Genomic DNA, 20,864 nt, shown 5'->3' on the forward strand with positions numbered 1-20,864 from the left:
AATGTGAGAAAAAAATGGAGGTGTTTGCATATGGCAACGCGCATTAGATTGAAGCGCATGGGCTCGAACAAGCGTCCTTTCTACCGTTTGGTAGTAGCGGATTCCCGGGCTCCACGTGATGGACGTTTTATCGAAGAAATCGGTACGTACAATCCGTTGACGAATCCTGCCGAGTTCCACGTGAACGAAGAGAAAGCTCTTAAGTGGATGCTCGACGGTGCTAAACCATCGGATACTGTTCGTAACCTGTTTTCGAAGGAAGGTCTTATGACCCGTCTTCACAACGAAAAGAACGCGAAGTAATAAGGTGAAAGATCGTCTGTGCCCCTCATTTCCTTTCGGAATGAGCAGGGAGAGGCGGTCTTTTTTTATGCATCCGTCAGGCCCGTATGCCTTCTGCCTGCAGAGAAAGCCCCGGGGAGCACTTGTTTGTGATAAAATAATACATATCAGGAAAGGATGAGTGGATGAAGTCTTTTGCCTACATAATACTCGAACGGATTGTGGATTATCCGGATGATATAGACATGACAGAATCGGAGGAAAACGGCCGGGTGCTGATTGAAGTGAGGGTTCATCCGGAGGATGCAGGCAAAGTGATCGGCAGGCAGGGCAAAACAATTCAGGCGGTAAGGACGCTCCTGCAGGCGAAAGCTTCGGCGGAAGGGAAAAACGTTCGTCTTAGGCTGTTGAACGATCAAAAATAGCTCCCTGTTTAGCTGCCGCTTCGGGGCCCTTGAAGAGGTGATATAGTGCGTGTAATGAAAAAAATGAACGTTCACCATATTCTGACGGAAACATTAAAAGAGGAGCTGCAGGAAAAGTACGAGCAGCAGAAGTCCCGGCTGCTGGAGGAGACAGAACAGCTTCGTTTTCAAAAACAAAAGCAGAACAAGGAACGCGAAACCGAGAACGGCCGCTGGTCTGCCATGGATAAATTCAACAAAGAAATTGAAAAACGAAAAGAGGAGCTGCAGCAGCTCTATTTTCTGCAGAATCAGCTCGAGCATCTCCCGGTCGGCTCAGAGCTTTCATTTGGCACGACGGAAGTGATGTTTGATATCGAGGTGGGAAGCCCGTGGCATGAAGGCGAGCACTGGGGCACCATTGTTGTGGAAGAGGGCATTGTAAAAGAAATCAGATCAAAACACAAAGCGAGTGACGAAGATGGAATGGTTTAATGTAGGCACGATTGTAAACACGCATGGCGTACGCGGGGAAGTCAGGGTAAAATCCGTCAGCGACTTTGAGGAGGACCGTTTTCAGCCGGGGCAGCAGGTCTACGTGGAGAAGCCGGAGACAGAAACCGGCTTTGAACCGCTGGTCATTAAAAGCTCCCGGCCGCATAAGCAGTTTATTCTGCTCACGTTCGAAGGGTTTCACTCGATTGATGACGTGGACTGGATGAAAAATGCGGTGCTTTCCGTGCCGGAAACGGCGCTTGCGCCGCTTGAGGAAACGGAATATTATTTTCACGAAATCATTGATGCAGACGTCTACACGGAAGAAGGCACCCGCCTCGGTTACGTAAAGGAGATCCTGACCCCAGGGGCCAACGATGTGTGGGTGGTGGAGCCGGCAGAAGGGCGGCAGGACATTCTGCTTCCTTATATCGAAGAAGTCGTCCAGCATGTGGATGTGGTTGAAAAGCGTATTACTGTAAGGATAATGAAGGGAATGCTGCCGGAATGAGAATGGATTTTTTAACCCTTTTTCCAGGGATGTTTGAAAGTGTGTTCAGCCACTCCATTCTTGCCCGGGCCGCTGAAAGAGGACAAGTCTCCTTTCATACCCATGACATCAGGGACTACACAGAAGACAAGCATAACAAGGTGGATGACTACCCGTACGGCGGGGGTGCTGGTCTGGTATTGAAGCCGCAGCCGGTGTTTGACGCCGCCGCACAGGTGAAAAGTGCAGCCGATACTCCGCCGGACCGCGTCATTCTTCTCTGCCCGCAGGGAAAGCCTTTTAAGCAGGAGGACGCCCGTGAGCTCGCCGGCGAGGAGAGGCTGATGTTCATCTGTGGACATTACGAGGGCTATGATGAACGTATCCGCGAGCATTTAATTACGGATGAATACTCGATCGGCGATTTTGTACTGACCGGCGGGGAACTCGGCGCCATGGTCATGGCAGACAGCATTACACGCCTTTTGCCCGGAGTTCTCGGCAATGAACAGTCTGCCCATACGGACTCGTTTGAAGACGGGCTGCTGGAGTACCCGCAGTACACCCGTCCGGCGGACTTCCGCGGCATGACGGTGCCAGACATTCTGCTGTCCGGCGATCACGGAAAAATCGCTGAATGGCGGCAAAATCAGGCAATCAAAAGAACAAAAGAACGCCGGCCGGATCTTTGGGAAAAATACACCGATCAGACGTAAATCCGGCGGTTGATTCCGCCAGTGGAATATGCTATGATTCATTTTGTGACTAAATAGTCATCAATTACGGTGCTCCGCTGTTTTCATCGTGGACAAGAGCATGCGAGAGAAGGAGGCGAATACAAATGCAACAACTTATTCGCGACATAACGAAGGAACAGTTAAAATCGGATCTCCCGGACTTTCGTCCAGGTGACACTGTAGCAGTGCACTTGAAAGTTGTCGAGGGCTCCCGTGAACGTGTACAGGTCTTTCAGGGCGTCGTTATTAAACGTCGCGGCGGTGGCATCAGCGAGTCTTTCACCGTGCGTAAAGTTTCCTACGGAATTGGTGTGGAGAGAACTCTTCCGCTTCATTCCCCAAGAATCGACAAGATTGAAGTGAAACGCCGCGGTAAAGTACGTCAAGCTAGATTGTACTATCTCCGTAACCTGCGTGGAAAAGCTGCGCGTATCAAAGAACTTCGATAAGACACAGGAAAAAAAGCTGCAGCGGAGTATTCCGTCTGCAGCTTTTTTCATACGAATAAATTATGTAAAGAAAGGAATCGACCACATGAATGAACGCCGCTTTCCCATCAATTGGCTGCATCTTCTGAGAGTAATTATGATTGCATTACTTATTGCGCTGGCAGCACGCTGGCTGTTTATAGCTCCAGTCGTTGTGAAAGGCGAATCGATGGAGCCGACCATTCATGATGAGGACCGGATGCTGTTGAATAAAACAAGCAAATGGCTGCACGAATGGGACCGTTTTGATGTGGTCGTTTTCCACGCCAACGATAAAGATGATTATATTAAACGAATCATTGGACTGCCGGGTGATACGCTTGAATACAGAAATGATAAGCTTTTTATTAACGGGGAGCAGGTGGATGAACCGTTTCTCGATAAACAGACCCTGGCAGCGGGGCCGCTCCCGGCGACCACCGATTTTACGCTGGAGGAGAAAACAGGCCGCAGCCGTATTCCCGAAGGAGAAGTGTTTGTCATGGGGGATAACCGGCCGAACAGCTATGACTCCCGGGCTATCGGACTCGTAGAGGAAGAGGAGATTGTCGGGGAGGCGGTCATAACATTCTGGCCGCTCAATCACATGTGGCCATCGCCATTTTAATTTGAAAGGAGGCAGAGGTATGGACATTCAATGGTATCCGGGGCATATGGATAAAGCCCAAAAAGAAGTGCAGAGCAAGCTAAAGCAGGTGGACGTGGTCATCGAGCTCGCAGATGCAAGAATCCCCCGGTCCTCGCGGAATCCGCTGCTTGAGACGATCATTCAGGATAAGCCCTCGGTCATCGTACTTACCAAGGCCGATCTGGCCGATCCGAAGGTAACCGAGGAATGGAAGCAGTATTACCGTGATCAGGGAATCGAGGCAGTCGATGTGGATTCCAAGCATAAGAAGGGTCTGCATGTGATCAAGGAAGCGGCGCTTAAGCAGACGGAACGTCTCCAGGCCAGATGGAAAAGAAAAGGCATTAAGCCGCGGGCTATACGGGCGATGATTATCGGTATCCCGAACGTCGGCAAATCGACGCTCATCAATCAGTGGATCGGCAAAAAAACGGCTAAAATCGGTGACCGTCCTGGAATTACAAAAAATCAGCAGTGGCTGAAAATGGGTAAAGAAATGGACCTGCTCGACACCCCGGGCATTCTCTGGCCGAAGTTTGAAGACCCTTACGTTGGTGAACGTCTCGCAGCGACTGGCGCTATCAAGGATGAGCTTTTGGATCTGCAGGATATTGCTTATTTTATTATCGGTATCTGCCAGGAGTATTATCCAGAAAAGCTGCTTCAGCGCTTTGGGCTTGAGGATAAGCCGAGGGAAACTTCGCTGGAATGGTTTGAAGACATTGGACGTAAGCGGGGGGCACTGCTTGCGGGAGCGGAAATCGATTATGAAAAAGCAGGTGAAATGGTGGTACGCGAGTTCCGTGGAGGGCTGCTCGGCCGCATCAGTCTCGAACGGCCGGACGACGAAGCGGGCGAATAATTGAGCAGCAGAGGTGAAAATATTGGAGAAATGGACGATAACAGCTGTAAAGGAGTATTTAAAGACCCATGAGGAGCCGGATGCGGGACTTCTAAATGCCTGGGCAGAGGACTCCCGGACCGGCGTCCAGAAGGAGCTGCAGCGGTATGCCAAACGACAGAAGCAGAAGCAGGAAAAGTATGAAGACTTTTGCCGGCGGCTTTCATTTGAACAGGACTATTGGAGCCGCGGCTTCCAGGCGGTGGCTGGAGTGGATGAGGTCGGGCGCGGGCCGCTTGCCGGGCCGGTGACTACCGCTGCTGTGGTGCTGCCAAAGGACATCAGTCTGGTGGAAGTAAATGACTCCAAAATGCTTTCCGCTAAAAAACGTGAAGAGCTCGAAGCAAAAATCAAAGAGGCGGCGGTCGCCTGGAGCGTCGTTCATATCGAGGCGGACGAAATCGACCGCCTGAATATATATCAGGCAACTAAAAAAGCTATGCGGATGGCAGTTGCGAACCTTGAGCCTGCTCCGGACGCTCTTCTCGTAGATGCGATGACCCTTCCATTACATATTGAGCAGCAGTCGCTGGTGCAGGGAGACAGCCGGAGCGTATCGATTGCGGCTGCTTCTATTCTGGCGAAGGTGGAGCGGGACCGTTACATGCAGTATTATCATACGCTCTACCCGGATTACGATTTTGCCAGCAACAAGGGATACGGTACCCAGAATCATCTGGACGGCTTAAAGCGTCTCGGCGGGTGTGCCATCCACCGGTATTCGTTTCAGCCGGTAGCCGGGTACCGGCTTTCGTAAAAGGAGAGAAAACTTATGAAGCTGTCACTGCCGTCCACGTACACCGGAAACCGTACAGGACAAACCGGAAATGAAGAAATTAAAGCCGGCCAGATTATTAAAGGCACCGTCAGGCAGCTGTATCCTGGCCAGCAGGCGGCGGTTACTGTGCACGGGAGTGTGTATCATGCTTCCCTCGAAGCACCGGTGGAAACCGGCAAATCATATTATTTTCAGGTGAAAAATGAGAACGGGCGGCAGGTATGGCAGGTGACAGCAAACGGAGCTGCTGCAGACAAAAGCCAGGAGCTCCTGAAGCAGCTCGGATTGCTGCCGGGAAAGCAGGAGCAGTACATAGTCCGCATGTTCGAACAGATGCAGCTGCCGGTAACGAGGGAGACGCTCCAGAAAAGCGTGCAGCTGCTTAAAGGAGAAGGCGCCGTCAACAAGCAGGGAATGCAGACAATTCAGTGGATGCTTGCCGCAGGCGCTCCCTTAAAAACATCTATCTTTCAAAGCGTTCATCAGGTGCTGCACGGTCCGTCGATGGCGCAGGATTTAACAGCGCTGCTTGCTCAGCATAAAACGTCTGACCCCGTTCATCAGTCTATAAGCAGTGCAGTGCTCACCCCGGGGAGCTTTAAAGAAAACATCGAGGCTCCGACAAAGCCGATGCAGCTGTACGCTGCGGTGGCAGCAGCGGCTGCGAGTGATAACCACGGACAGGCCGCCCAGCTGATCCATCGGTTATTTTCCAGCCTGCAGCCTCCGTTGAACGCTGAAGCATTTCTACAGCATATCGGCCAGGCTGCCATAAGCAGCGGTTCCGTGGAAAAATGGCTTCAGTCCCAGGTTGGGGACGCCCAGACGCTGCATCAAACGGTCCAGCAGCCGCTTGGCAGTGCGCCCCAGCGGAGCACGGCGGCTCTGATGAAGGCCTGGCACGCGATGATCCCGGAAGCAGTAACGGTGCTTGCGAATACGCCGCAGATGGTGGAATGGCTGAAGAGGCACGCCGGAAGTGCCAGCTGGTCCTCCTGGGCAGAAAGCGGGAGCAAAGAGGCGATGCAGACGTCTTACAGGCATTTAGAGCAGGCACAGGCGCATATTATGTCGAGAAATGAATTTTCACCCCAGCACGAACGGACCGTCGCTCATGTGGCCGGTCAGCAGCTTATGCAGCAGGCCGATCAGGAGGCCTGGCTGCAGCAGCTCTCCCATCTTCCGGCGAAGTGGGGGGAAATGCTTTCGGATGCTGTCGTTCACTGGGAGGGAAAACGGACGGCGGACGGGAAGCTCGACCCGGACACTTGCCATATTTTATTTCAGCTTGAAATGGACCGGCTCGGCGTTTTAATCGCCGACGTGCAGATTTATAAACGAAACGTGACGGTAAACATCAGCAGTGAAAATCCGCGCCCGGAGCAGCCGCTGCATCTTTTTCAGCCCATGCTGAAAACGGCGATGGCTTCGTTAAATTACCAGCTGGTGTCGCTTCAGTGGCATGAGGAAGAAGCGCCTGCGGAAAGGCCGAAGAGCCGGGAAGCCGGACTGAAAGGAGCATTTGATATTCGAATATGACCTCCAACCAGAACTGGACAACGAAAAAAGCAGTGGCACTGAATTACAGGCAGAATATTTCGCAGGCGCCGGCAGTCAAAGCGAAGGGGCGGGGATGGACCGCAGAACGAATTATCGAAGCGGCTGCTGAACATAATGTTCCGGTGCATAAGGATGCCGGTCTTGTACATATGCTTCATGAGCTGGAATGGAACGAAGAAATTCCGGAAGAGCTGTACGAAGTGGTGGCAGAAATCTTCGCCTTTATCTACCGGATGGATAAAAAAACAGCCGGGCAAAATGAAAACTAAACCGCGCGACAGAAACTTTCACGGAAATGTTGAATTTTTTTCTGAATTTCTATACGATAAAGGATGTGTGGGAAGCAGCGAGGCCGCTTGCAGGCTTTCGCTCTGCCCAGATTCGATTTTGTAATCACTTACACAGTCGATAGAAGGATTCGTATTGTAACGGTGAGGGGGAAAAAGCATGAATATTCATGAGTACCAGGGAAAAGAGCTCCTTCGTAAATATGGAGTAGCAGTCCCTAACGGAAAAGTTGCATTTACGGTAGATGAAGCAGAAGCAGCCGCAAAAGAACTGGGTTCTGACGTAACAGTGGTAAAAGCCCAGATTCACGCAGGTGGAAGAGGGAAAGCCGGCGGGGTGAAGCTCGCTAAAAACCTCGATGACGTCCGCAAATATGCTGACGAAATCCTCGGCAAAACACTGGTTACTCACCAGACCGGCCCGGAAGGTAAAGAAGTGAAGCGTCTTTACATCGAAGAGGGGAGCGACATCAAGAAGGAATACTACTTAGGTGTTGTGCTCGACCGGGTATCGTCCCGTATTGTGATGATGGGATCTGAAGAAGGCGGAACAGAAATCGAAGAAGTAGCTGAAGAAAATCCGGAAAAGATCTTCCGTGAATACATTGATCCAGCTATCGGTATGCAGCCTTACCAGGCCCGTCGTATGGCATTTAACATGAATATACCGACAGACCTTCTAAAGGAAGCAGTGAAATTTATGCTTGGCCTGTCCAAAGTATTTATCGACAATGACTGCTCAATCGCGGAAATTAACCCGCTTGTAACGACCGGGGACGGGAAAGTAATGGCGCTCGATGCGAAATTCAATTTCGATTCCAACGCACTTTACCGTCAAAAAGAAGTGCTCGATTACCGTGACCTTGATGAAGAGGATCCAAAAGAGATCGAAGCTTCCAAATACGACTTAAGCTACATTGCCCTCGACGGCAATATCGGCTGCATGGTCAATGGTGCCGGTCTTGCGATGGCTACGATGGACATCATCAAGCACTACAGCGGCGACCCGGCGAACTTCCTGGATGTCGGCGGCGGTGCGACGGCTGAGAAAGTAACGGAAGCATTTAAAATTATCCTTGAAGATGATGCGGTTAAAGGCATTTACGTGAACATCTTCGGTGGAATCATGAAATGCGACGTCATCGCTGACGGGGTAGTGGAAGCTACGAAGCAGACTGGATTAGAGATTCCGCTTGTTGTACGTTTGGAAGGCACAAACGTAGAAAAAGGCAAAGAAATTCTGGAAAAATCCGGATTGAATATTACAGCAGCGGACTCTATGGCAGACGGTGCGCAAAAAATTGTTTCGTTAGTTCAATAGAAAGGCAGGGACCATCGACCTATGAGCATTTATATTAATCAGGACACAAAAGTAGTTGTTCAAGGAATTACAGGATCTACCGGCCTCTTTCACACTCAGCAGGCGTTAGAGTACGGTACGAAAATCGTCGGCGGCGTGACGCCGGGTAAAGGCGGCACGGAAGTTGAAGGCGTACCGGTCTTCAACACGCTTGATGATGCAGTGGAAGCAACCGGTGCTACGGTTTCGGTTATTTACGTTCCGCCTGCTTTTGCAGCGGACGCGATCATTGAAGCAGTGGACGCAGATCTAGATCTTGCCATCTGCATCACTGAAGGCATCCCGGTTCTTGATATGATTAAAGTGAAACGCTTTATGGAAGGCAAGCGCACCCGCCTTGTCGGTCCAAACTGCCCGGGCGTTATTACCCCGGACGAATGCAAAATCGGCATTATGCCGGGCTACATTCATAAAAAAGGACACGTAGGTGTTGTTTCCCGTTCGGGTACCCTGACGTATGAAGCCGTAGACCAGCTTACTAAAGCAGGCATCGGCCAGTCGACAGCTGTCGGTATCGGCGGCGACCCTGTAAACGGCACAAGCTTTACCGACGTGCTTCAGGCCTTTAATGACGATCCGGACACAGAAGCCGTGATCATGATCGGTGAAATCGGCGGTACAGCCGAGGAAGAAGCAGCCGAATGGGTCAAGCAGAACATGACCAAGCCAGTAGTCGGCTTTATCGGCGGTGCCACAGCGCCTCCAGGAAAACGGATGGGTCACGCCGGCGCGATTATTTCCGGCGGTAAAGGTACCGCAGAGGAAAAAATCAAAACGTTAAACGAAAGCGGCGTGCAGGTAGCAGCGACACCGGCAGAAATCGGTGATACGATGATCAACGTTCTGAAAGAACGCGGCCTGTACGAAAAATGCCTCACCCACGAACCACAAGTATAAATCAACCGCCCTCCGCTGCCTCTTTCGGGCATGCGGAGGTTTTCTTTTACTCCCCGTATTTCCCCGAGGAACCATCACCCCCCCCAGGAAAGGACTATCCCTCATGCAAAATCTCTCCTTTAATGAACGACTTCTGGCTGTCCACGAATTTCCCCATTTTCAATGGAAGCACGTCACAGAGCTGCTCCGCCGCGACCGCGAATTGCTTCTCCCTTTTACGCACCCTCATCTTCTGCCCGTAAGCAGCGCCCATCGGACTGCCTGGCGGAAATATATGTCCCAGCTTAACTTCCAGCAGCGGCTCACGTGGTACCGTGAGCAGGGCACCGGGTGGATTACATATTTTGACGACTGCTATCCGTCGTCCTTAAAATCAATTTACGATGCGCCGTGGGTGTTATACACGAAGGGAAACACAGAGCTGCTGCAGGACAATCCCCGGCTTGCGGTAGTCGGCTCCCGGAGCATGACTTCTTACGGCAGAGCAGCGGTGGAAGCATTTCTTCCCCACAGCCAGGTGCAGATTGTCAGCGGGCTCGCGAGAGGCGTAGACGGACATGCCCACCGTCAGGCATTAAAAACAGGAGCGCCGGCTATTGCGGTGCTTGGCTCCGGGTTTGGCCGTATTTATCCAAAGGAGCATCTCGCTCTGGCGAAAAATATTGCTGCCGCGGGGCTGCTTTTGAGCGAATATCCCCCGGACAGATCGCCGAGAAAGTGGCACTTTCCGGCCAGAAACCGTATTATCAGTGGTCTGTCTGATAAAATATTTGTGGTGGAAGCAGATGTGAACAGCGGTTCCCTTATCACAGCATCGCTTGCACTTGAGCAGGGCAGGGAGGTCTGCGCGCTGCCGGGTCCGGTGTTTTCCAGGCAGAGCGCGGGCACGAATAAGCTGATTTACGATGGCGCCCTCCCGGTCCTTCAGCCGGAGGATTTACATATCAGCCGCCGGCCGCACAGTGCTTCATAACAGTTGACCGAATTGAAACGTAATTTTAAATTTTCCGTATGTTATGCTAGACACGTCCGGGAAACTGTGAAAGAATAATTGTGATTTCAAGCACAAAACGCACTGAAACAAGTCAGATCATAAAAGCATCACTATTTGACAGAGCAATTTATTCACGTTAATAATGGTAATATTTCATTGAGACAAAGGGGAGAAGAGGAATGGCCGACTATTTAGTCATCGTGGAGTCTCCCGCAAAAGCAAAAACAATCGAAAAGTATTTAGGGAAAAAATATGCAGTGAAAGCTTCAATGGGGCACGTAAGAGACCTGCCAAAAAGCCAGATGGGAGTCGACACTGAAAACAATTATGACCCGAAATATATAACGATACGCGGGAAAGGTCCAGTTTTAAAAGAATTAAAAACGGCTGCAAAGAAAGCGAAAAAAGTATATCTCGCAGCCGACCCTGACAGAGAGGGTGAAGCTATCGCCTGGCATCTGGCGCATAGCTTAAACATTGATGAGGATTCGGAATGCCGCGTCGTTTTTAACGAAATTACAAAAACGGCGGTGAAGGATGCGTTTAAGCATCCCCGCTCCATCAATATGGACCTGGTGGACGCCCAGCAGGCCCGCCGGATACTTGACCGGCTCGTTGGCTATAACATCAGCCCATTACTATGGAAGAAAGTGAAAAAAGGGCTGAGTGCCGGACGGGTACAGTCGATTGCCGTGAAGATGATCATTGACCGGGAAAAAGAGATTAAGGCGTTTATACCGGAAGAATACTGGAGTATTAATGGAACGTTTTCGGACGGGGACGCGGAATTTGAAGCGAAATTTCACGGCACAGCCAAAGAAAAGCAGGCGCTTGCCTCCCGGGAGGACGTCGATGGCGTGCTTCAAAAGATGAAGGGCGACCAGTTTGAAGTAACAAAGGTTACGAGAAAAGAACGCAAACGAAACCCGGTACAGCCGTTCACCACCTCGTCCCTGCAGCAGGAAGCTGCGAGAAAGCTTAATTTCCGGGCGAAAAAGACGATGATGGTCGCCCAGCAGCTGTATGAAGGTATTGATTTAGGCAAACCGGCTGGCACCGTCGGTTTGATCACGTACATGCGTACCGACTCCACCAGGGTTTCCCAGACCGCCAAGGAAGAAGCCCGGACGTTTATTACAGAGAAATACGGCGAGGAATACGTCCGCCAGGGAGAGCGCAAGAATGCCAAAAGCACCAACAGCCAGGACGCCCACGAGGCGATCCGGCCGACGTCCATCATGTATGAACCAAAACAGGTAAAAAGCTCGCTTTCAAGAGACCAGTACCGGCTGTATAAGCTTGTCTGGGAACGTCTGGTGGCAAGTGAAATGGCTCCGGCCGTGATGGACACAATGTCGGTGGACCTTGATAATGAAGGCGTGCTTTTCCGGGCGACCGGCTCGAAAGTGAAATTCCCCGGCTTTATGAAGGTGTACGTGGAAGGTCAGGATGACGGGAAAAAAGAAGAGGATAAAATGCTTCCGGACCTCCAGGAGGGCCAGATGGTCACCCGGACGGATATGGAAGAAAATCAGCACTTTACCCAGCCGCCGCCGCGTTATACAGAAGCACGGCTCGTGCGGACGATGGAGGAAATGGGGATCGGCCGGCCGTCAACGTACGCTCCGACACTCGATACAGTGCAGCGCCGGAACTACGTAGCGCTTGAAGAAAAGCGTTTCGTGCCGACCGAGCTCGGCGAAATTGTCATGGATCTGGTCGTAGAATTCTTCCCGGAAATTCTCGATGTGGAATTCACCGCAAAGATGGAAAACGATCTTGACTATATTGAAGAAGGAAAACAAAATTGGATTGAAATCATCGACGAATTTTACCAGGGATTTGAGCCGAGGCTGAAAAAAGCTGAGGAAGAAATGGAAGAAGTCGAAATCAAAGATGAGCCGGCAGGCGAAGACTGTGAACAGTGCGGCCATCCCATGGTTTATAAAATGGGCCGGTACGGAAAGTTTATGGCCTGCTCCAATTTCCCGGAATGCCGTAATACAAAAGCGATTGTTAAAGATATCGGCGTGAAATGCCCGAAATGTAAAGAGGGAAATGTCGTTGAACGCCGAAGTAAGAAAAAGCGGATCTTTTACGGGTGTGACCGGTATCCGGACTGCGAATTCGTGTCCTGGGATAAACCGATTGCCCGGCCGTGTCCGAAATGTGAAAATATGCTCGTAGAGAAAAAGACGAAAAAAGGCGTACACGTCCAGTGCTCTGAATGTGATTATAAGGAAGAACCAAATTAAAAAATGACTGGTTACAGCGCAGGTCTGACTCCTTCCGAAAGGAATAGTTGCCTGCGCTTTCAAAAGGGAAAGGAGTTTTTATCATGAAAAGTACATCTGTTCATATCGTCGGTGCAGGACTTGCTGGAAGCGAAGCGGCATGGCAGCTTGCTAAACAGGGCGTGCCGGTCGTACTTCACGAGATGCGTCCGAACAAACAGACGGCCGCCCATCATACTGATAAATTTGCGGAGCTGGTCTGCAGCAATTCGCTGCGCGCCAATAATCTTACAAATGCCGTCGGCGTATTAAAGGAAGAAATGAGACATCTCGACAGCGTGATTATCGAGGCAGCAGACGCGGCTTCGGTACCGGCAGGCGGCGCCCTTGCCGTTGACCGGCATGAATTTGCCGCTAACGTCACGGAAAAAGTCAAAAATCATCCGCTCGTGGAAGTCGTATCGGAAGAAGTGACCCATATCCCGGATGAACCGGCGATTATTGCCACGGGACCGCTGACCGCCGAGTCGCTATCCGAGGATATTTTTAAGCTGACCGGCGAAGAGCATTTGTACTTTTACGACGCAGCCGCGCCCATTGTGGAAACAGACAGCATCGATATGGATAAAGCGTACGTGAAATCCCGGTATGATAAAGGGGAGGCTGCGTACATCAACTGTCCGATGACCGAAGAAGAATTTGACCGCTTTTACGATGCGCTGGTGGAAGCAGAGGTTGTGCCGCTGCGCGAATTTGAGAAAAACATCTTCTTTGAAGGCTGCATGCCGGTTGAGGAAATTGCCCGCAGAGGCAAAAAGACCCTCCTGTTCGGCCCGATGAAGCCGGTCGGACTGGAGCATCCGGAAACAGGGGAGCTCCCGCACGCTGTTGTGCAGCTGCGCCAGGACAACCAGGAAGGCACGCTTTTTAATATTGTCGGCTTCCAGACTCACCTTAAATGGGGACCGCAGAAAGAAGTAATCCGCTTAATTCCGGGACTTGAAAATGCCGACATCGTCCGCTACGGCGTGATGCACCGTAATACGTTTTTAAATTCCCCGAATTTCCTGAATCCGACCTACCAGACGAAGGCCCGCAGTGATTTGTTCTTTGCCGGACAGATTACCGGGGTGGAAGGCTATGTGGAATCAGCTGCTTCCGGTCTGGTCGCCGGATGGAACGCGGCTAAACAATATTTGCAGGAGGACACGGATACCTTCCCGACGGAAACGGTGATTGGTGCCATGAGCCACTATATTACGTCAGCCGGCGCCAAAAACTTCCAGCCGATGAACGCGAACTTCGGCCTGCTGCCGGCCCCGGAGCAAAAAATCAAAAACAAGCGGGAGCGCAACGAATACTACGCAGAACGGGCTCTGGATGCCATTCAGAATTTTAAGAAAAAAGTCCAAATATGATTGCTAGGCTCCATGGTTTATGATACGATTTACTAGCTTTTGTCTTCATAAGGCGTAACAGACGCGCAGAAGGAAGCAGAAAGCGTAAAGGAGCAAAAAGCTGATGAACCCGTTATTAACCTGGAGGGAGGAATTTTTCCGCTACCTGGAACTGGAAAAAAACATTTCCTCCTATACGAAAACAGCTTATGAACAGGATTTGATGGAATTTGAAGCATTTATGCAGCAGGAAGGCTGGAAGCACGTGGAGGAGGTAGATCCAACCCTCGTCCGTCTCTACTACAGCAGCATGTACGACCGCTCGTATGCAAGAGCGACGGTAGCGCGGAAAATCTCCGCGCTGCGTGCGTATTTCCGCTATCTGCAGCGCGAGGATTATATTGAACAAAATCCGTTTATCGGTGCGAGCCACCCTAAAAAAGAGCGGCCGCTGCCTCATTTTTTATATGAAGAAGAAATCGAATCGCTGTTTGCATCATTTGATATGAGCAAGCCGCTGGATATCAGGGATAAAGCCATTATGGAGCTGCTCTATGCGACAGGGATGCGTATCAGTGAATGCCAGCAGCTGCAGGCAGGTGACCTCGATGATTACCTTGGCACCATTCTGGTAAAGGGTAAAGGCCGGAAGGAGAGGTACGTGCCGGTAGGCAGCTTTGCCCAGGAAGCCGTCGAGTTGTACAAAACGAACGTGCGGCCGGAGCTGGCAGCCAAAAGCAAAGTGCCGGCCGGCCAGCTGTTTTTAAACGCCCGTGGCGGCCCGCTGACCGACCGCGGGTTCCGCCATGTTATTAACGAACGGGTGAAAAAGGTTTCGAGCACGCTTCGTATTTCTCCTCATGACCTGAGGCACACGTTTGCGACACATCTGCTCAATCACGGGGCGGACCTCCGGGTCGTGCAGGATCTGCTTGGCCATGCCAATTTATCCACGACCCAGATTTACACCCACGTAACTAAAGAACGGCTCCAGGATGTGTACCGACAATCACATCCAAGAGCAGAAAGGAAGCGTGAATAACTAATGGAACCATCCTTTCACGCCACAACGATATACGCTGTTCACCACGACGGCAAAGGAGCAATGGCCGGCGACGGCCAGGTAACGCTCGGCCAGCAGGTGGTCATGAAGCATACCGCACGAAAAGTGAGAAGGCTGTACAACGGGAAGGTACTCGCCGGATTTGCCGGCTCGGTGGCTGATGCGTTCACCCTGTTTGACTTGTTTGAAGAAAAACTGGAGCAGTGGAGCGGTAATCTGCAGCGGGCGGCCGTCGAGCTTGCCAAGGACTGGCGCAGCGATAAAACGCTGCGGCGGCTTGAAGCGATGCTCATTGTCATGGATAAATCCACGATGCTTTTGGTCGCGGGCACAGGAGAAGTGATCGAGCCTGATGATAACATGCTTGCGATCGGCTCCGGAGGCAATTATGCGCTCAGCGCCGGACGTGCACTCAAAAAGCATGCCACGCATCTGAGCGCCCGGGAAATGGCCGAAGCTTCGCTTGAGACAGCAGCAGACATCTGTGTTTTCACCAACCATGAAATCATTATTGAAGATTTGGAATCTTAAAACATAGTCCGCTAAGGGGGCTTATTAATGGAAATTTCGATGACACCCAAACAGATTGTAGAACGGCTCGACCAATATATTATTGGCCAGAATGAAGCGAAGCGTTCAGTCGCGGTCGCTCTTCGCAACCGGTACCGAAGGAGCAAGCTGCCAGAACAGCTCCAGGAGGAAGTAACACCGAAAAATATTCTGATGATCGGGCCGACGGGCGTAGGGAAAACAGAAATCGCCCGCCGGATTGCAAAGCTTGTCGGCGCCCCGTTTTCGAAGGTCGAAGCCACTAAGTTCACGGAAGTCGGCTATGTCGGCCGCGACGTGGAATCGATGATCCGGGATCTGGTGGAGGTTGCCGTACGTATTGTAAAGGAAGAAAAAACAGCCTCCGTGCAGGAGAAGGCGGAAAAAGCTGCGAATAAAAAAATCGTCCGGCTGCTCGCACCGAGAAAACGCAAAAATCGTCAGGCGGACAGCAGCTCCGGCAACCCGTTCGGCATGCTTTTTCAGCAGAATGATGACAATGAGGAAGAAGAAGAAACGGACACGCCGGACAACAGTGATCTTCGTGAGCAGCGCCGCCAACTGCAGAATCAGCTGGAAATGGGCGAGCTTGAAGACCGCAAAGTAACCATTGAGGTCGAGCAGCAGTCCGGCTCGATGGGCGACATGTTTCAGGGCGGCGGCATGGAGCAGATGGGCATGAACATGCAGGAGATGCTCGGAAACATGATGCCAAAGAAAACGAGCAGCCGCACGCTCCCCGTGCGCGAAGCACGCAAGGTGCTGACCGAGCAGGAAGCCCAGAAAATGATCGATATGGACGAAGTGAGCACGGAAGCTGTTTACCGCGCGGAGCAGCTGGGAATTGTGTTCCTGGACGAGATTGATAAAGTGACCGGCAAAAAGGAAAGCAGCAGTGCGGATGTGTCGCGTGAAGGCGTACAGCGGGACATTCTGCCGATTGTGGAAGGCTCCACGGTCAATACCAAATACGGCCCGGTGCGTACCGATCATATGCTGTTTATCGCCGCCGGTGCTTTTCATACAGCCAAGCCTTCCGATTTAATTCCTGAGCTGCAAGGAAGATTTCCGGTGCGTGTCGAATTAGATAACTTAGGAGCAGCAGATTTTGCCCGGATTCTGCGGGAGCCGGATCAGGCTCTGACCAAGCAGTACCAGGCACTCATCCGCACCGAAGGCATTGAAGTAACATTTACAGACGAAGCTGTCGAAACCATTGCAGAATTAGCGGAAGCAGTCAATCAGCAGACAGAGAACATCGGCGCGAGACGGCTGCATACACTGCTTGAAAGACTGCTCGAAGATCTGTCCTTTGAGGCTCCGGAAATTACTATGGACGCTATCACCATCACGCCGGAGTACGTCAATGACAAACTGGCAACGATCGCCAGGGACCGGGACGTCAGCCGGTACATTTTGTAGCATAAATCAGGAGGAGAATCAGCATGGATTTGTTAACGAGAAGCAGAAGAATTAATGAAATGTTACAGAAAACACAGGGGGACCACGTCAATTTTAAGGACATGGCCGAAACTCTTCAGGAAATTATCGGGGCCAATGTGTTTGTGGTCAGCCGCCGCGGAAAGCTGCTCGGATACTCGATCGAGCAGGAAATCGAGCACGAAAAAATGCAGCGGATTTTAGAGGAGCGTCAGTTTCCGCAGGAATACACCTCCGGCCTGTTCGGCATCAATGAAACCTCGCCGAACCTGGATGTACAGAGCGAATATACGGCATTTCCGCAGGAAAGCGCCGAATTATTTGCCTCCGGACTGACTACGATTGTACCGATAGTTGGTGGCGGCCAGCGTCTTGGCACACTCGTACTGGCCCGGTTGAGCGAAACATTTGATGATGATGACCTGATCCTTGCCGAGTACGGGGCGACTGTGGTCGGAATGGAAATTCTTCATGAAAAGACACAGGAGATTGAAGAGGAAGCAAGAAGCAAAGCGGTCGTTCAGATGGCCATCAGCTCCCTGTCCTACAGCGAACTTGAAGCCGTTGAGCATATTTTCGAAGAACTCGACGGCAAGGAAGGGCTGCTTGTAGCGAGTAAAATCGCCGATCGTGTCGGCATCACCCGTTCTGTGATCGTCAACGCTCTGCGCAAGCTTGAAAGCGCGGGTGTCATCGAATCGAGATCCCTCGGCATGAAAGGGACCTATATTAAAGTATTAAACAACAAGTTTTTATATGAACTCGAGAAAATTAAAAGTAACGATTAACGGCTTAAGAGCGATCCTTTCATGGGTCGCTTTTTTTATGTCTCTGAAAAAGAAAAAATTCGTGCTGTAACATTTTCTGCAGGGAAAAACTGAATATTATACAAGCAAATAAGCACGATAAGGATAAAAGAACTACAAAAAAGTAGTTTAACCACTTAGACGGAAGTTACTGAAATGCAAAAACGGCAATATTGGTTAGACAAATGTACATTTTTTCTATACAATTTAGGAAGTAATGCTCATATAAAAATATTTAAATGAACCTTTAGTATTAATAAAAAAGCCAGAGGTGAGAAAATGGAACTGTTCCAGTCCGGGACTTGGCAGAAATTGCAGGCAGGTGTCGAAGGGGCTTCGCTCAGACAAAAAGCAATTACGGATAATATTGCTAATATTGACACACCGAACTACAAAGCAAAGGAAGTCTCCTTTCAGGATGTGTTAAAGGAGGAAAGCAGCAGTCAAATGGAAGCCATGCGAACAAATGAAAAACATTTCCCTTTTCAGAATAATCATAATACTCCGAGCGTATACGAGCAGCGGGGCAATACATACAACAATAACGGAAACAACGTAGACATTGATAAAGAAATGACTGAGCTTTCGGAGAATCAGCTGCATTATAACGCCATTATCGATCGTATTAACGGAAAATTCGGCGGTATTAAATCAGCTATCCGGGGAGGGTCATAAGCATGTCTATTTTTAATGGAATTCAGGCTTCCGGTTCAGCCTTGACGGCCCAGCGCCTGCGGATGGATGTTGTAAGCTCCAACCTTGCAAATGCGGATTCCACGAGGGGTCGTCTCGTCGATGGGGAATGGCAGCCATACCAGCGCAAAACCGTCTCTATGAGTCCGAAGCAGGACAATTCTTTTCAGTCAAATTTAACGAAGGCATTGAATGATCAGGGCGGCGTGCGCGTGTCGGAAATAGGAGTGGATGATGCCCCCTTCGATGAGGTCTATCAGCCTGAGCATCCCGATGCCAATGAAGATGGCTACGTACAGATGCCGAACGTGGACCCCTTAAAAGAAATGACGGACCTGACCTCGGCCTCGCGTTCGTACGAAGCAAACGTCACGGCGCTCAATGCCAATAAAAACATGATGATGAAAGCACTCGAGATCGGTAAAAACTAACGACGGAAGGAGGAGTACGGATGGAAATCAATAATATTCAGGCTCCCGCCATGAAAACAGCGAATGAGGCGGGCGGGGCCACCGTAAAGGAAACCGGCGACTCGTTTCAAAAAGCGATGAGCGAGGCGATGAGTAAAGTCAATGAGGCCCAGCTGGAGTCGGACCGGATGACAGAAAAACTGGTAACCGGGGAAGCGGACAATCTGCATGACGTAATGATTGCTGCGGAAAAAGGAAGTATCTACATGCAGACGGCCACCGAGGTGAGAAACAAGGCAGTGGAAGCTTACAAAGAAATGATGCGGATGCAGGTGTAATCGTAAAGAGGAAGGTATGAAGCGGAGTTATGAAAGAAAAATGGAAAGAGTACAGCCAAAAGGCAAAAACGTATTGGGGCAGCCGCAGTAAAAAACAAAAAAGAATATATATTTTTGGCACGACGGCGATCTTTCTTTTTCTCCTCATCAGCATACTGCTGTTTTCACGGACAAACTTTGAGCCTCTTTACACCGACCTGGCACCGGAAACAGCAGGAAGCATCAAAGAGACACTGGACACCCGCGGGGTGAAATATGAAATATCAAATGAAGGGACCACCATCAGTGTGCCAAAGGAGCAGGTGGACGCATTAAAGGTGGATCTGGCGGCTGAGGGACTTCCGCAGGACGGGGCGATTGACTACAGCTTTATTGAAGATCAGACCGGCTTCGGAATGACGGACAACGAATTTTCTGTCATGGAGCGGGCGGCGCTCCAGACCGAGCTTGAGGCGCTGATTTCCAACATGGACGCGGTGGAAAGCACTGATGTAATGATCAATATGCCGGAGGAAGCCACATGGGTGGCCGAGGAGGCCGAAGCAGCTACTGCATCGGTGACCGTTGATTTGAGCGGTACCGGGGAGCTGGATCAGGAGCAGGTGAAAACACTGTACAACCTGGTATCCAAAAGCGTACCTGATCTGCCGGTGGAAAACATTGATATCAGTGATACGAGCATGAACTATTATACATATGAAGAAAACGGGGCGTCCGGCTCAGCGATGGATCAATATGAAGACCAGCGTGCGGTTCAGCAGGACATCGAAAAGGATATCCGCCGGGAAGTCCAGCAAATGCTTGGTACCGTGGCCGGGCAAAATAAAGTGATGGTATCGGTAACGACAGATATCGACTTTACGAAGGAAAACCGGGAAGAAGACCTGGTGGAACCGGTGGATGAAGAGACAATGGAAGGCATTGCCGTTAGTGCCGAAGAAGTGGCTGAAGCCTATGAGGGCGTGGATCCAGTCGAAGAAGGTGAAGCAGGAGCCGGGGAGGAGGACGTAGCCAACTACCCGGCCGGTACTGAAGCAGCCGGTGACTCCGAGCGGACCGAGGAGCGAATCAACTACGAAGTGAATCGTATACATAAAGAGATTCAGGAAAGTCCGTACAAGCTGCGCGACCTCGGTATTCAGGTGATGGTGGAGCCACCGGATCCGGAAGATCCAAATTCTTTAGAACCGGAAACGATGGATAATATGCAGGCGATGCTTGAGACAGTCATCAGTACGAGCATTGATAAGGAATATCTTGAAGTGGAAGGCGAAGAAATGGATGTGGAAGAAAAAGTCTCTATTTCCTCCCAGACCTTCCTCGGCGCAGAAGAGATCGATCAGGAAGCGGGCGGTCTGCCGTGGTGGGCGTATGCGTTAATGGCGGTCGGAGCTGTTGGCCTTATCCTGTTAGTGGTATGGCTCGTCCGGCGGAAAAAGCCGGCAGAAGCCAAGGAAGAAGCCTTTCAGGCTGCAGAATTTGAACAGCGTGATATCCCGGACCTGGAAAGCAGCCGGGAAATGACCGAGGAAGAAATGAAACGAAACCAGCTCGAGAAGCTAGCAAAAGAAAAGCCGGAGGAATTTTCAAAGCTGCTTCGTTCCTGGCTGTCCGATGATTAAAAGGGGGAGCA

General features: G+C 50.8%; 24 protein-coding genes. All 24 read left to right on the forward strand.

Annotated features, from left to right (window positions below; translation table 11 throughout):
* Positions 1-30 precede the first annotated feature (30 nt).
* Positions 31-303, forward strand: a complete 273-nt coding sequence (gene rpsP / locus SIC45_RS05575) for a 30S ribosomal protein S16 (protein WP_298784289.1) — start codon at positions 31-33, stop codon at positions 301-303.
* A 164-nt stretch (positions 304-467) separates the two neighbouring features.
* On the forward strand, positions 468-707 hold the full coding sequence (locus tag SIC45_RS05580; RefSeq protein WP_319631357.1) for a KH domain-containing protein: 240 nt from the start codon (positions 468-470) through the stop codon (positions 705-707).
* A 54-nt stretch (positions 708-761) separates the two neighbouring features.
* On the forward strand, positions 762-1,181 hold the full coding sequence (locus tag SIC45_RS05585) for a YlqD family protein (protein ID WP_298784512.1): 420 nt from the start codon (positions 762-764) through the stop codon (positions 1,179-1,181).
* Positions 1,168-1,692: a ribosome maturation factor RimM gene (gene rimM, locus SIC45_RS05590; RefSeq protein ID WP_319631358.1), complete on the forward strand. Its 525-nt coding sequence runs from the start codon at positions 1,168-1,170 to the stop codon at positions 1,690-1,692. Before SIC45_RS05585 ends, rimM begins: the two co-directional genes overlap by 14 nt.
* The gene (gene trmD, locus SIC45_RS05595) at positions 1,689-2,387 is read left to right on the forward strand and encodes a tRNA (guanosine(37)-N1)-methyltransferase TrmD (RefSeq protein ID WP_319631359.1); all 699 of its coding nucleotides are present in this window, start codon (positions 1,689-1,691) and stop codon (positions 2,385-2,387) included. Before rimM ends, trmD begins: the two co-directional genes overlap by 4 nt.
* Before the next feature lie 125 nt (positions 2,388-2,512).
* Positions 2,513-2,857 carry a 50S ribosomal protein L19 gene (rplS, locus tag SIC45_RS05600; protein WP_022792749.1) on the forward strand — a complete coding sequence of 115 codons (345 nt, stop codon included), beginning with the start codon at positions 2,513-2,515 and terminating at the stop codon, positions 2,855-2,857.
* 85 nt (positions 2,858-2,942) lie between these two features.
* Positions 2,943-3,503 (forward strand): signal peptidase I, encoded by a 561-nt coding sequence (gene lepB / locus SIC45_RS05605; RefSeq protein WP_319631360.1) that lies wholly within the window; start codon positions 2,943-2,945, stop codon positions 3,501-3,503.
* A gap of 19 nt (positions 3,504-3,522) precedes the next feature.
* Positions 3,523-4,386, forward strand: a complete 864-nt coding sequence (ylqF, locus tag SIC45_RS05610; RefSeq protein ID WP_298784298.1) for a ribosome biogenesis GTPase YlqF — start codon at positions 3,523-3,525, stop codon at positions 4,384-4,386.
* A 13-nt stretch (positions 4,387-4,399) separates the two neighbouring features.
* Positions 4,400-5,182 (forward strand): ribonuclease HII, encoded by a 783-nt coding sequence (locus tag SIC45_RS05615; RefSeq protein WP_413645500.1) that lies wholly within the window; start codon positions 4,400-4,402, stop codon positions 5,180-5,182.
* A 15-nt stretch (positions 5,183-5,197) separates the two neighbouring features.
* Positions 5,198-6,742: a hypothetical protein gene (locus tag SIC45_RS05620; RefSeq protein WP_319631362.1), complete on the forward strand. Its 1,545-nt coding sequence runs from the start codon at positions 5,198-5,200 to the stop codon at positions 6,740-6,742.
* Positions 6,739-7,032: an EscU/YscU/HrcU family type III secretion system export apparatus switch protein gene (locus tag SIC45_RS05625; RefSeq protein ID WP_298784304.1), complete on the forward strand. Its 294-nt coding sequence runs from the start codon at positions 6,739-6,741 to the stop codon at positions 7,030-7,032. The genes SIC45_RS05620 and SIC45_RS05625 overlap by 4 nt, the downstream gene beginning before the upstream one ends.
* Before the next feature lie 178 nt (positions 7,033-7,210).
* Positions 7,211-8,371: an ADP-forming succinate--CoA ligase subunit beta gene (gene sucC, locus SIC45_RS05630; RefSeq protein WP_079476151.1), complete on the forward strand. Its 1,161-nt coding sequence runs from the start codon at positions 7,211-7,213 to the stop codon at positions 8,369-8,371.
* Between the two features lie 21 nt (positions 8,372-8,392).
* Entirely contained in the window at positions 8,393-9,307 is a 915-nt protein-coding gene (gene sucD / locus SIC45_RS05635) for a succinate--CoA ligase subunit alpha (protein ID WP_319631363.1), read from the forward strand.
* Between the two features lie 103 nt (positions 9,308-9,410).
* The gene (dprA, locus tag SIC45_RS05640) at positions 9,411-10,280 is read left to right on the forward strand and encodes a DNA-processing protein DprA (protein ID WP_319631364.1); all 870 of its coding nucleotides are present in this window, start codon (positions 9,411-9,413) and stop codon (positions 10,278-10,280) included.
* A gap of 200 nt (positions 10,281-10,480) precedes the next feature.
* Positions 10,481-12,556: a type I DNA topoisomerase gene (gene topA / locus SIC45_RS05645; protein ID WP_298784313.1), complete on the forward strand. Its 2,076-nt coding sequence runs from the start codon at positions 10,481-10,483 to the stop codon at positions 12,554-12,556.
* Positions 12,557-12,639: 83 nt separating this feature from the next.
* A complete protein-coding gene (trmFO, locus tag SIC45_RS05650; protein WP_319631365.1) occupies positions 12,640-13,953 on the forward strand; it encodes an FADH(2)-oxidizing methylenetetrahydrofolate--tRNA-(uracil(54)-C(5))-methyltransferase TrmFO in 1,314 nt (437 codons plus the stop codon).
* Between the two features lie 103 nt (positions 13,954-14,056).
* A complete protein-coding gene (gene xerC, locus SIC45_RS05655; RefSeq protein WP_319631366.1) occupies positions 14,057-14,974 on the forward strand; it encodes a tyrosine recombinase XerC in 918 nt (305 codons plus the stop codon).
* Positions 14,975-14,977: 3 nt separating this feature from the next.
* Entirely contained in the window at positions 14,978-15,526 is a 549-nt protein-coding gene (hslV, locus tag SIC45_RS05660; RefSeq protein ID WP_298784317.1) for an ATP-dependent protease subunit HslV, read from the forward strand.
* A gap of 27 nt (positions 15,527-15,553) precedes the next feature.
* Positions 15,554-16,966: an ATP-dependent protease ATPase subunit HslU gene (gene hslU, locus SIC45_RS05665; RefSeq protein WP_319631367.1), complete on the forward strand. Its 1,413-nt coding sequence runs from the start codon at positions 15,554-15,556 to the stop codon at positions 16,964-16,966.
* Between the two features lie 23 nt (positions 16,967-16,989).
* Positions 16,990-17,772, forward strand: a complete 783-nt coding sequence (gene codY, locus SIC45_RS05670; protein ID WP_298784321.1) for a GTP-sensing pleiotropic transcriptional regulator CodY — start codon at positions 16,990-16,992, stop codon at positions 17,770-17,772.
* 297 nt (positions 17,773-18,069) lie between these two features.
* Positions 18,070-18,465 carry a flagellar basal body rod protein FlgB gene (gene flgB / locus SIC45_RS05675; RefSeq protein ID WP_319631368.1) on the forward strand — a complete coding sequence of 132 codons (396 nt, stop codon included), beginning with the start codon at positions 18,070-18,072 and terminating at the stop codon, positions 18,463-18,465.
* Between the two features lie 2 nt (positions 18,466-18,467).
* Positions 18,468-18,914: a flagellar basal body rod protein FlgC gene (flgC, locus tag SIC45_RS05680; protein WP_319631369.1), complete on the forward strand. Its 447-nt coding sequence runs from the start codon at positions 18,468-18,470 to the stop codon at positions 18,912-18,914.
* Positions 18,915-18,934: 20 nt separating this feature from the next.
* Positions 18,935-19,231: a flagellar hook-basal body complex protein FliE gene (gene fliE / locus SIC45_RS05685; protein ID WP_319631370.1), complete on the forward strand. Its 297-nt coding sequence runs from the start codon at positions 18,935-18,937 to the stop codon at positions 19,229-19,231.
* Positions 19,232-19,260: 29 nt separating this feature from the next.
* On the forward strand, positions 19,261-20,853 hold the full coding sequence (gene fliF, locus SIC45_RS05690; RefSeq protein ID WP_319631371.1) for a flagellar basal-body MS-ring/collar protein FliF: 1,593 nt from the start codon (positions 19,261-19,263) through the stop codon (positions 20,851-20,853).
* Positions 20,854-20,864: the final 11 nt, after the last annotated feature.

Source organism: Marinococcus sp. PL1-022 (assembly GCF_033845285.1).
Taxonomy (GTDB): Bacteria; Bacillota; Bacilli; order Bacillales; family Marinococcaceae; genus Marinococcus.

Coding starts and splice junctions, on each gene's coding strand:
- rimM (WP_319631358.1), top strand. CDS start 1,168: ATGGAATGGTTTAATGTAGGCACGATTGTAAACACGCATGGCGTACGC.
- hslU (WP_319631367.1), top strand. CDS start 15,554: ATGGAAATTTCGATGACACCCAAACAGATTGTAGAACGGCTCGACCAA.
- SIC45_RS05625 (WP_298784304.1), top strand. CDS start 6,739: ATGACCTCCAACCAGAACTGGACAACGAAAAAAGCAGTGGCACTGAAT.
- flgB (WP_319631368.1), top strand. CDS start 18,070: ATGGAACTGTTCCAGTCCGGGACTTGGCAGAAATTGCAGGCAGGTGTC.
- trmFO (WP_319631365.1), top strand. CDS start 12,640: ATGAAAAGTACATCTGTTCATATCGTCGGTGCAGGACTTGCTGGAAGC.
- fliF (WP_319631371.1), top strand. CDS start 19,261: ATGAAAGAAAAATGGAAAGAGTACAGCCAAAAGGCAAAAACGTATTGG.
- rplS (WP_022792749.1), top strand. CDS start 2,513: ATGCAACAACTTATTCGCGACATAACGAAGGAACAGTTAAAATCGGAT.
- hslV (WP_298784317.1), top strand. CDS start 14,978: ATGGAACCATCCTTTCACGCCACAACGATATACGCTGTTCACCACGAC.
- flgC (WP_319631369.1), top strand. CDS start 18,468: ATGTCTATTTTTAATGGAATTCAGGCTTCCGGTTCAGCCTTGACGGCC.
- sucD (WP_319631363.1), top strand. CDS start 8,393: ATGAGCATTTATATTAATCAGGACACAAAAGTAGTTGTTCAAGGAATT.
- xerC (WP_319631366.1), top strand. CDS start 14,057: ATGAACCCGTTATTAACCTGGAGGGAGGAATTTTTCCGCTACCTGGAA.
- topA (WP_298784313.1), top strand. CDS start 10,481: ATGGCCGACTATTTAGTCATCGTGGAGTCTCCCGCAAAAGCAAAAACA.
- rpsP (WP_298784289.1), top strand. CDS start 31: ATGGCAACGCGCATTAGATTGAAGCGCATGGGCTCGAACAAGCGTCCT.
- dprA (WP_319631364.1), top strand. CDS start 9,411: ATGCAAAATCTCTCCTTTAATGAACGACTTCTGGCTGTCCACGAATTT.
- ylqF (WP_298784298.1), top strand. CDS start 3,523: ATGGACATTCAATGGTATCCGGGGCATATGGATAAAGCCCAAAAAGAA.
- SIC45_RS05580 (WP_319631357.1), top strand. CDS start 468: ATGAAGTCTTTTGCCTACATAATACTCGAACGGATTGTGGATTATCCG.
- lepB (WP_319631360.1), top strand. CDS start 2,943: ATGAATGAACGCCGCTTTCCCATCAATTGGCTGCATCTTCTGAGAGTA.
- SIC45_RS05620 (WP_319631362.1), top strand. CDS start 5,198: ATGAAGCTGTCACTGCCGTCCACGTACACCGGAAACCGTACAGGACAA.
- codY (WP_298784321.1), top strand. CDS start 16,990: ATGGATTTGTTAACGAGAAGCAGAAGAATTAATGAAATGTTACAGAAA.
- sucC (WP_079476151.1), top strand. CDS start 7,211: ATGAATATTCATGAGTACCAGGGAAAAGAGCTCCTTCGTAAATATGGA.
- fliE (WP_319631370.1), top strand. CDS start 18,935: ATGGAAATCAATAATATTCAGGCTCCCGCCATGAAAACAGCGAATGAG.
- trmD (WP_319631359.1), top strand. CDS start 1,689: ATGAGAATGGATTTTTTAACCCTTTTTCCAGGGATGTTTGAAAGTGTG.
- SIC45_RS05585 (WP_298784512.1), top strand. CDS start 762: ATGAAAAAAATGAACGTTCACCATATTCTGACGGAAACATTAAAAGAG.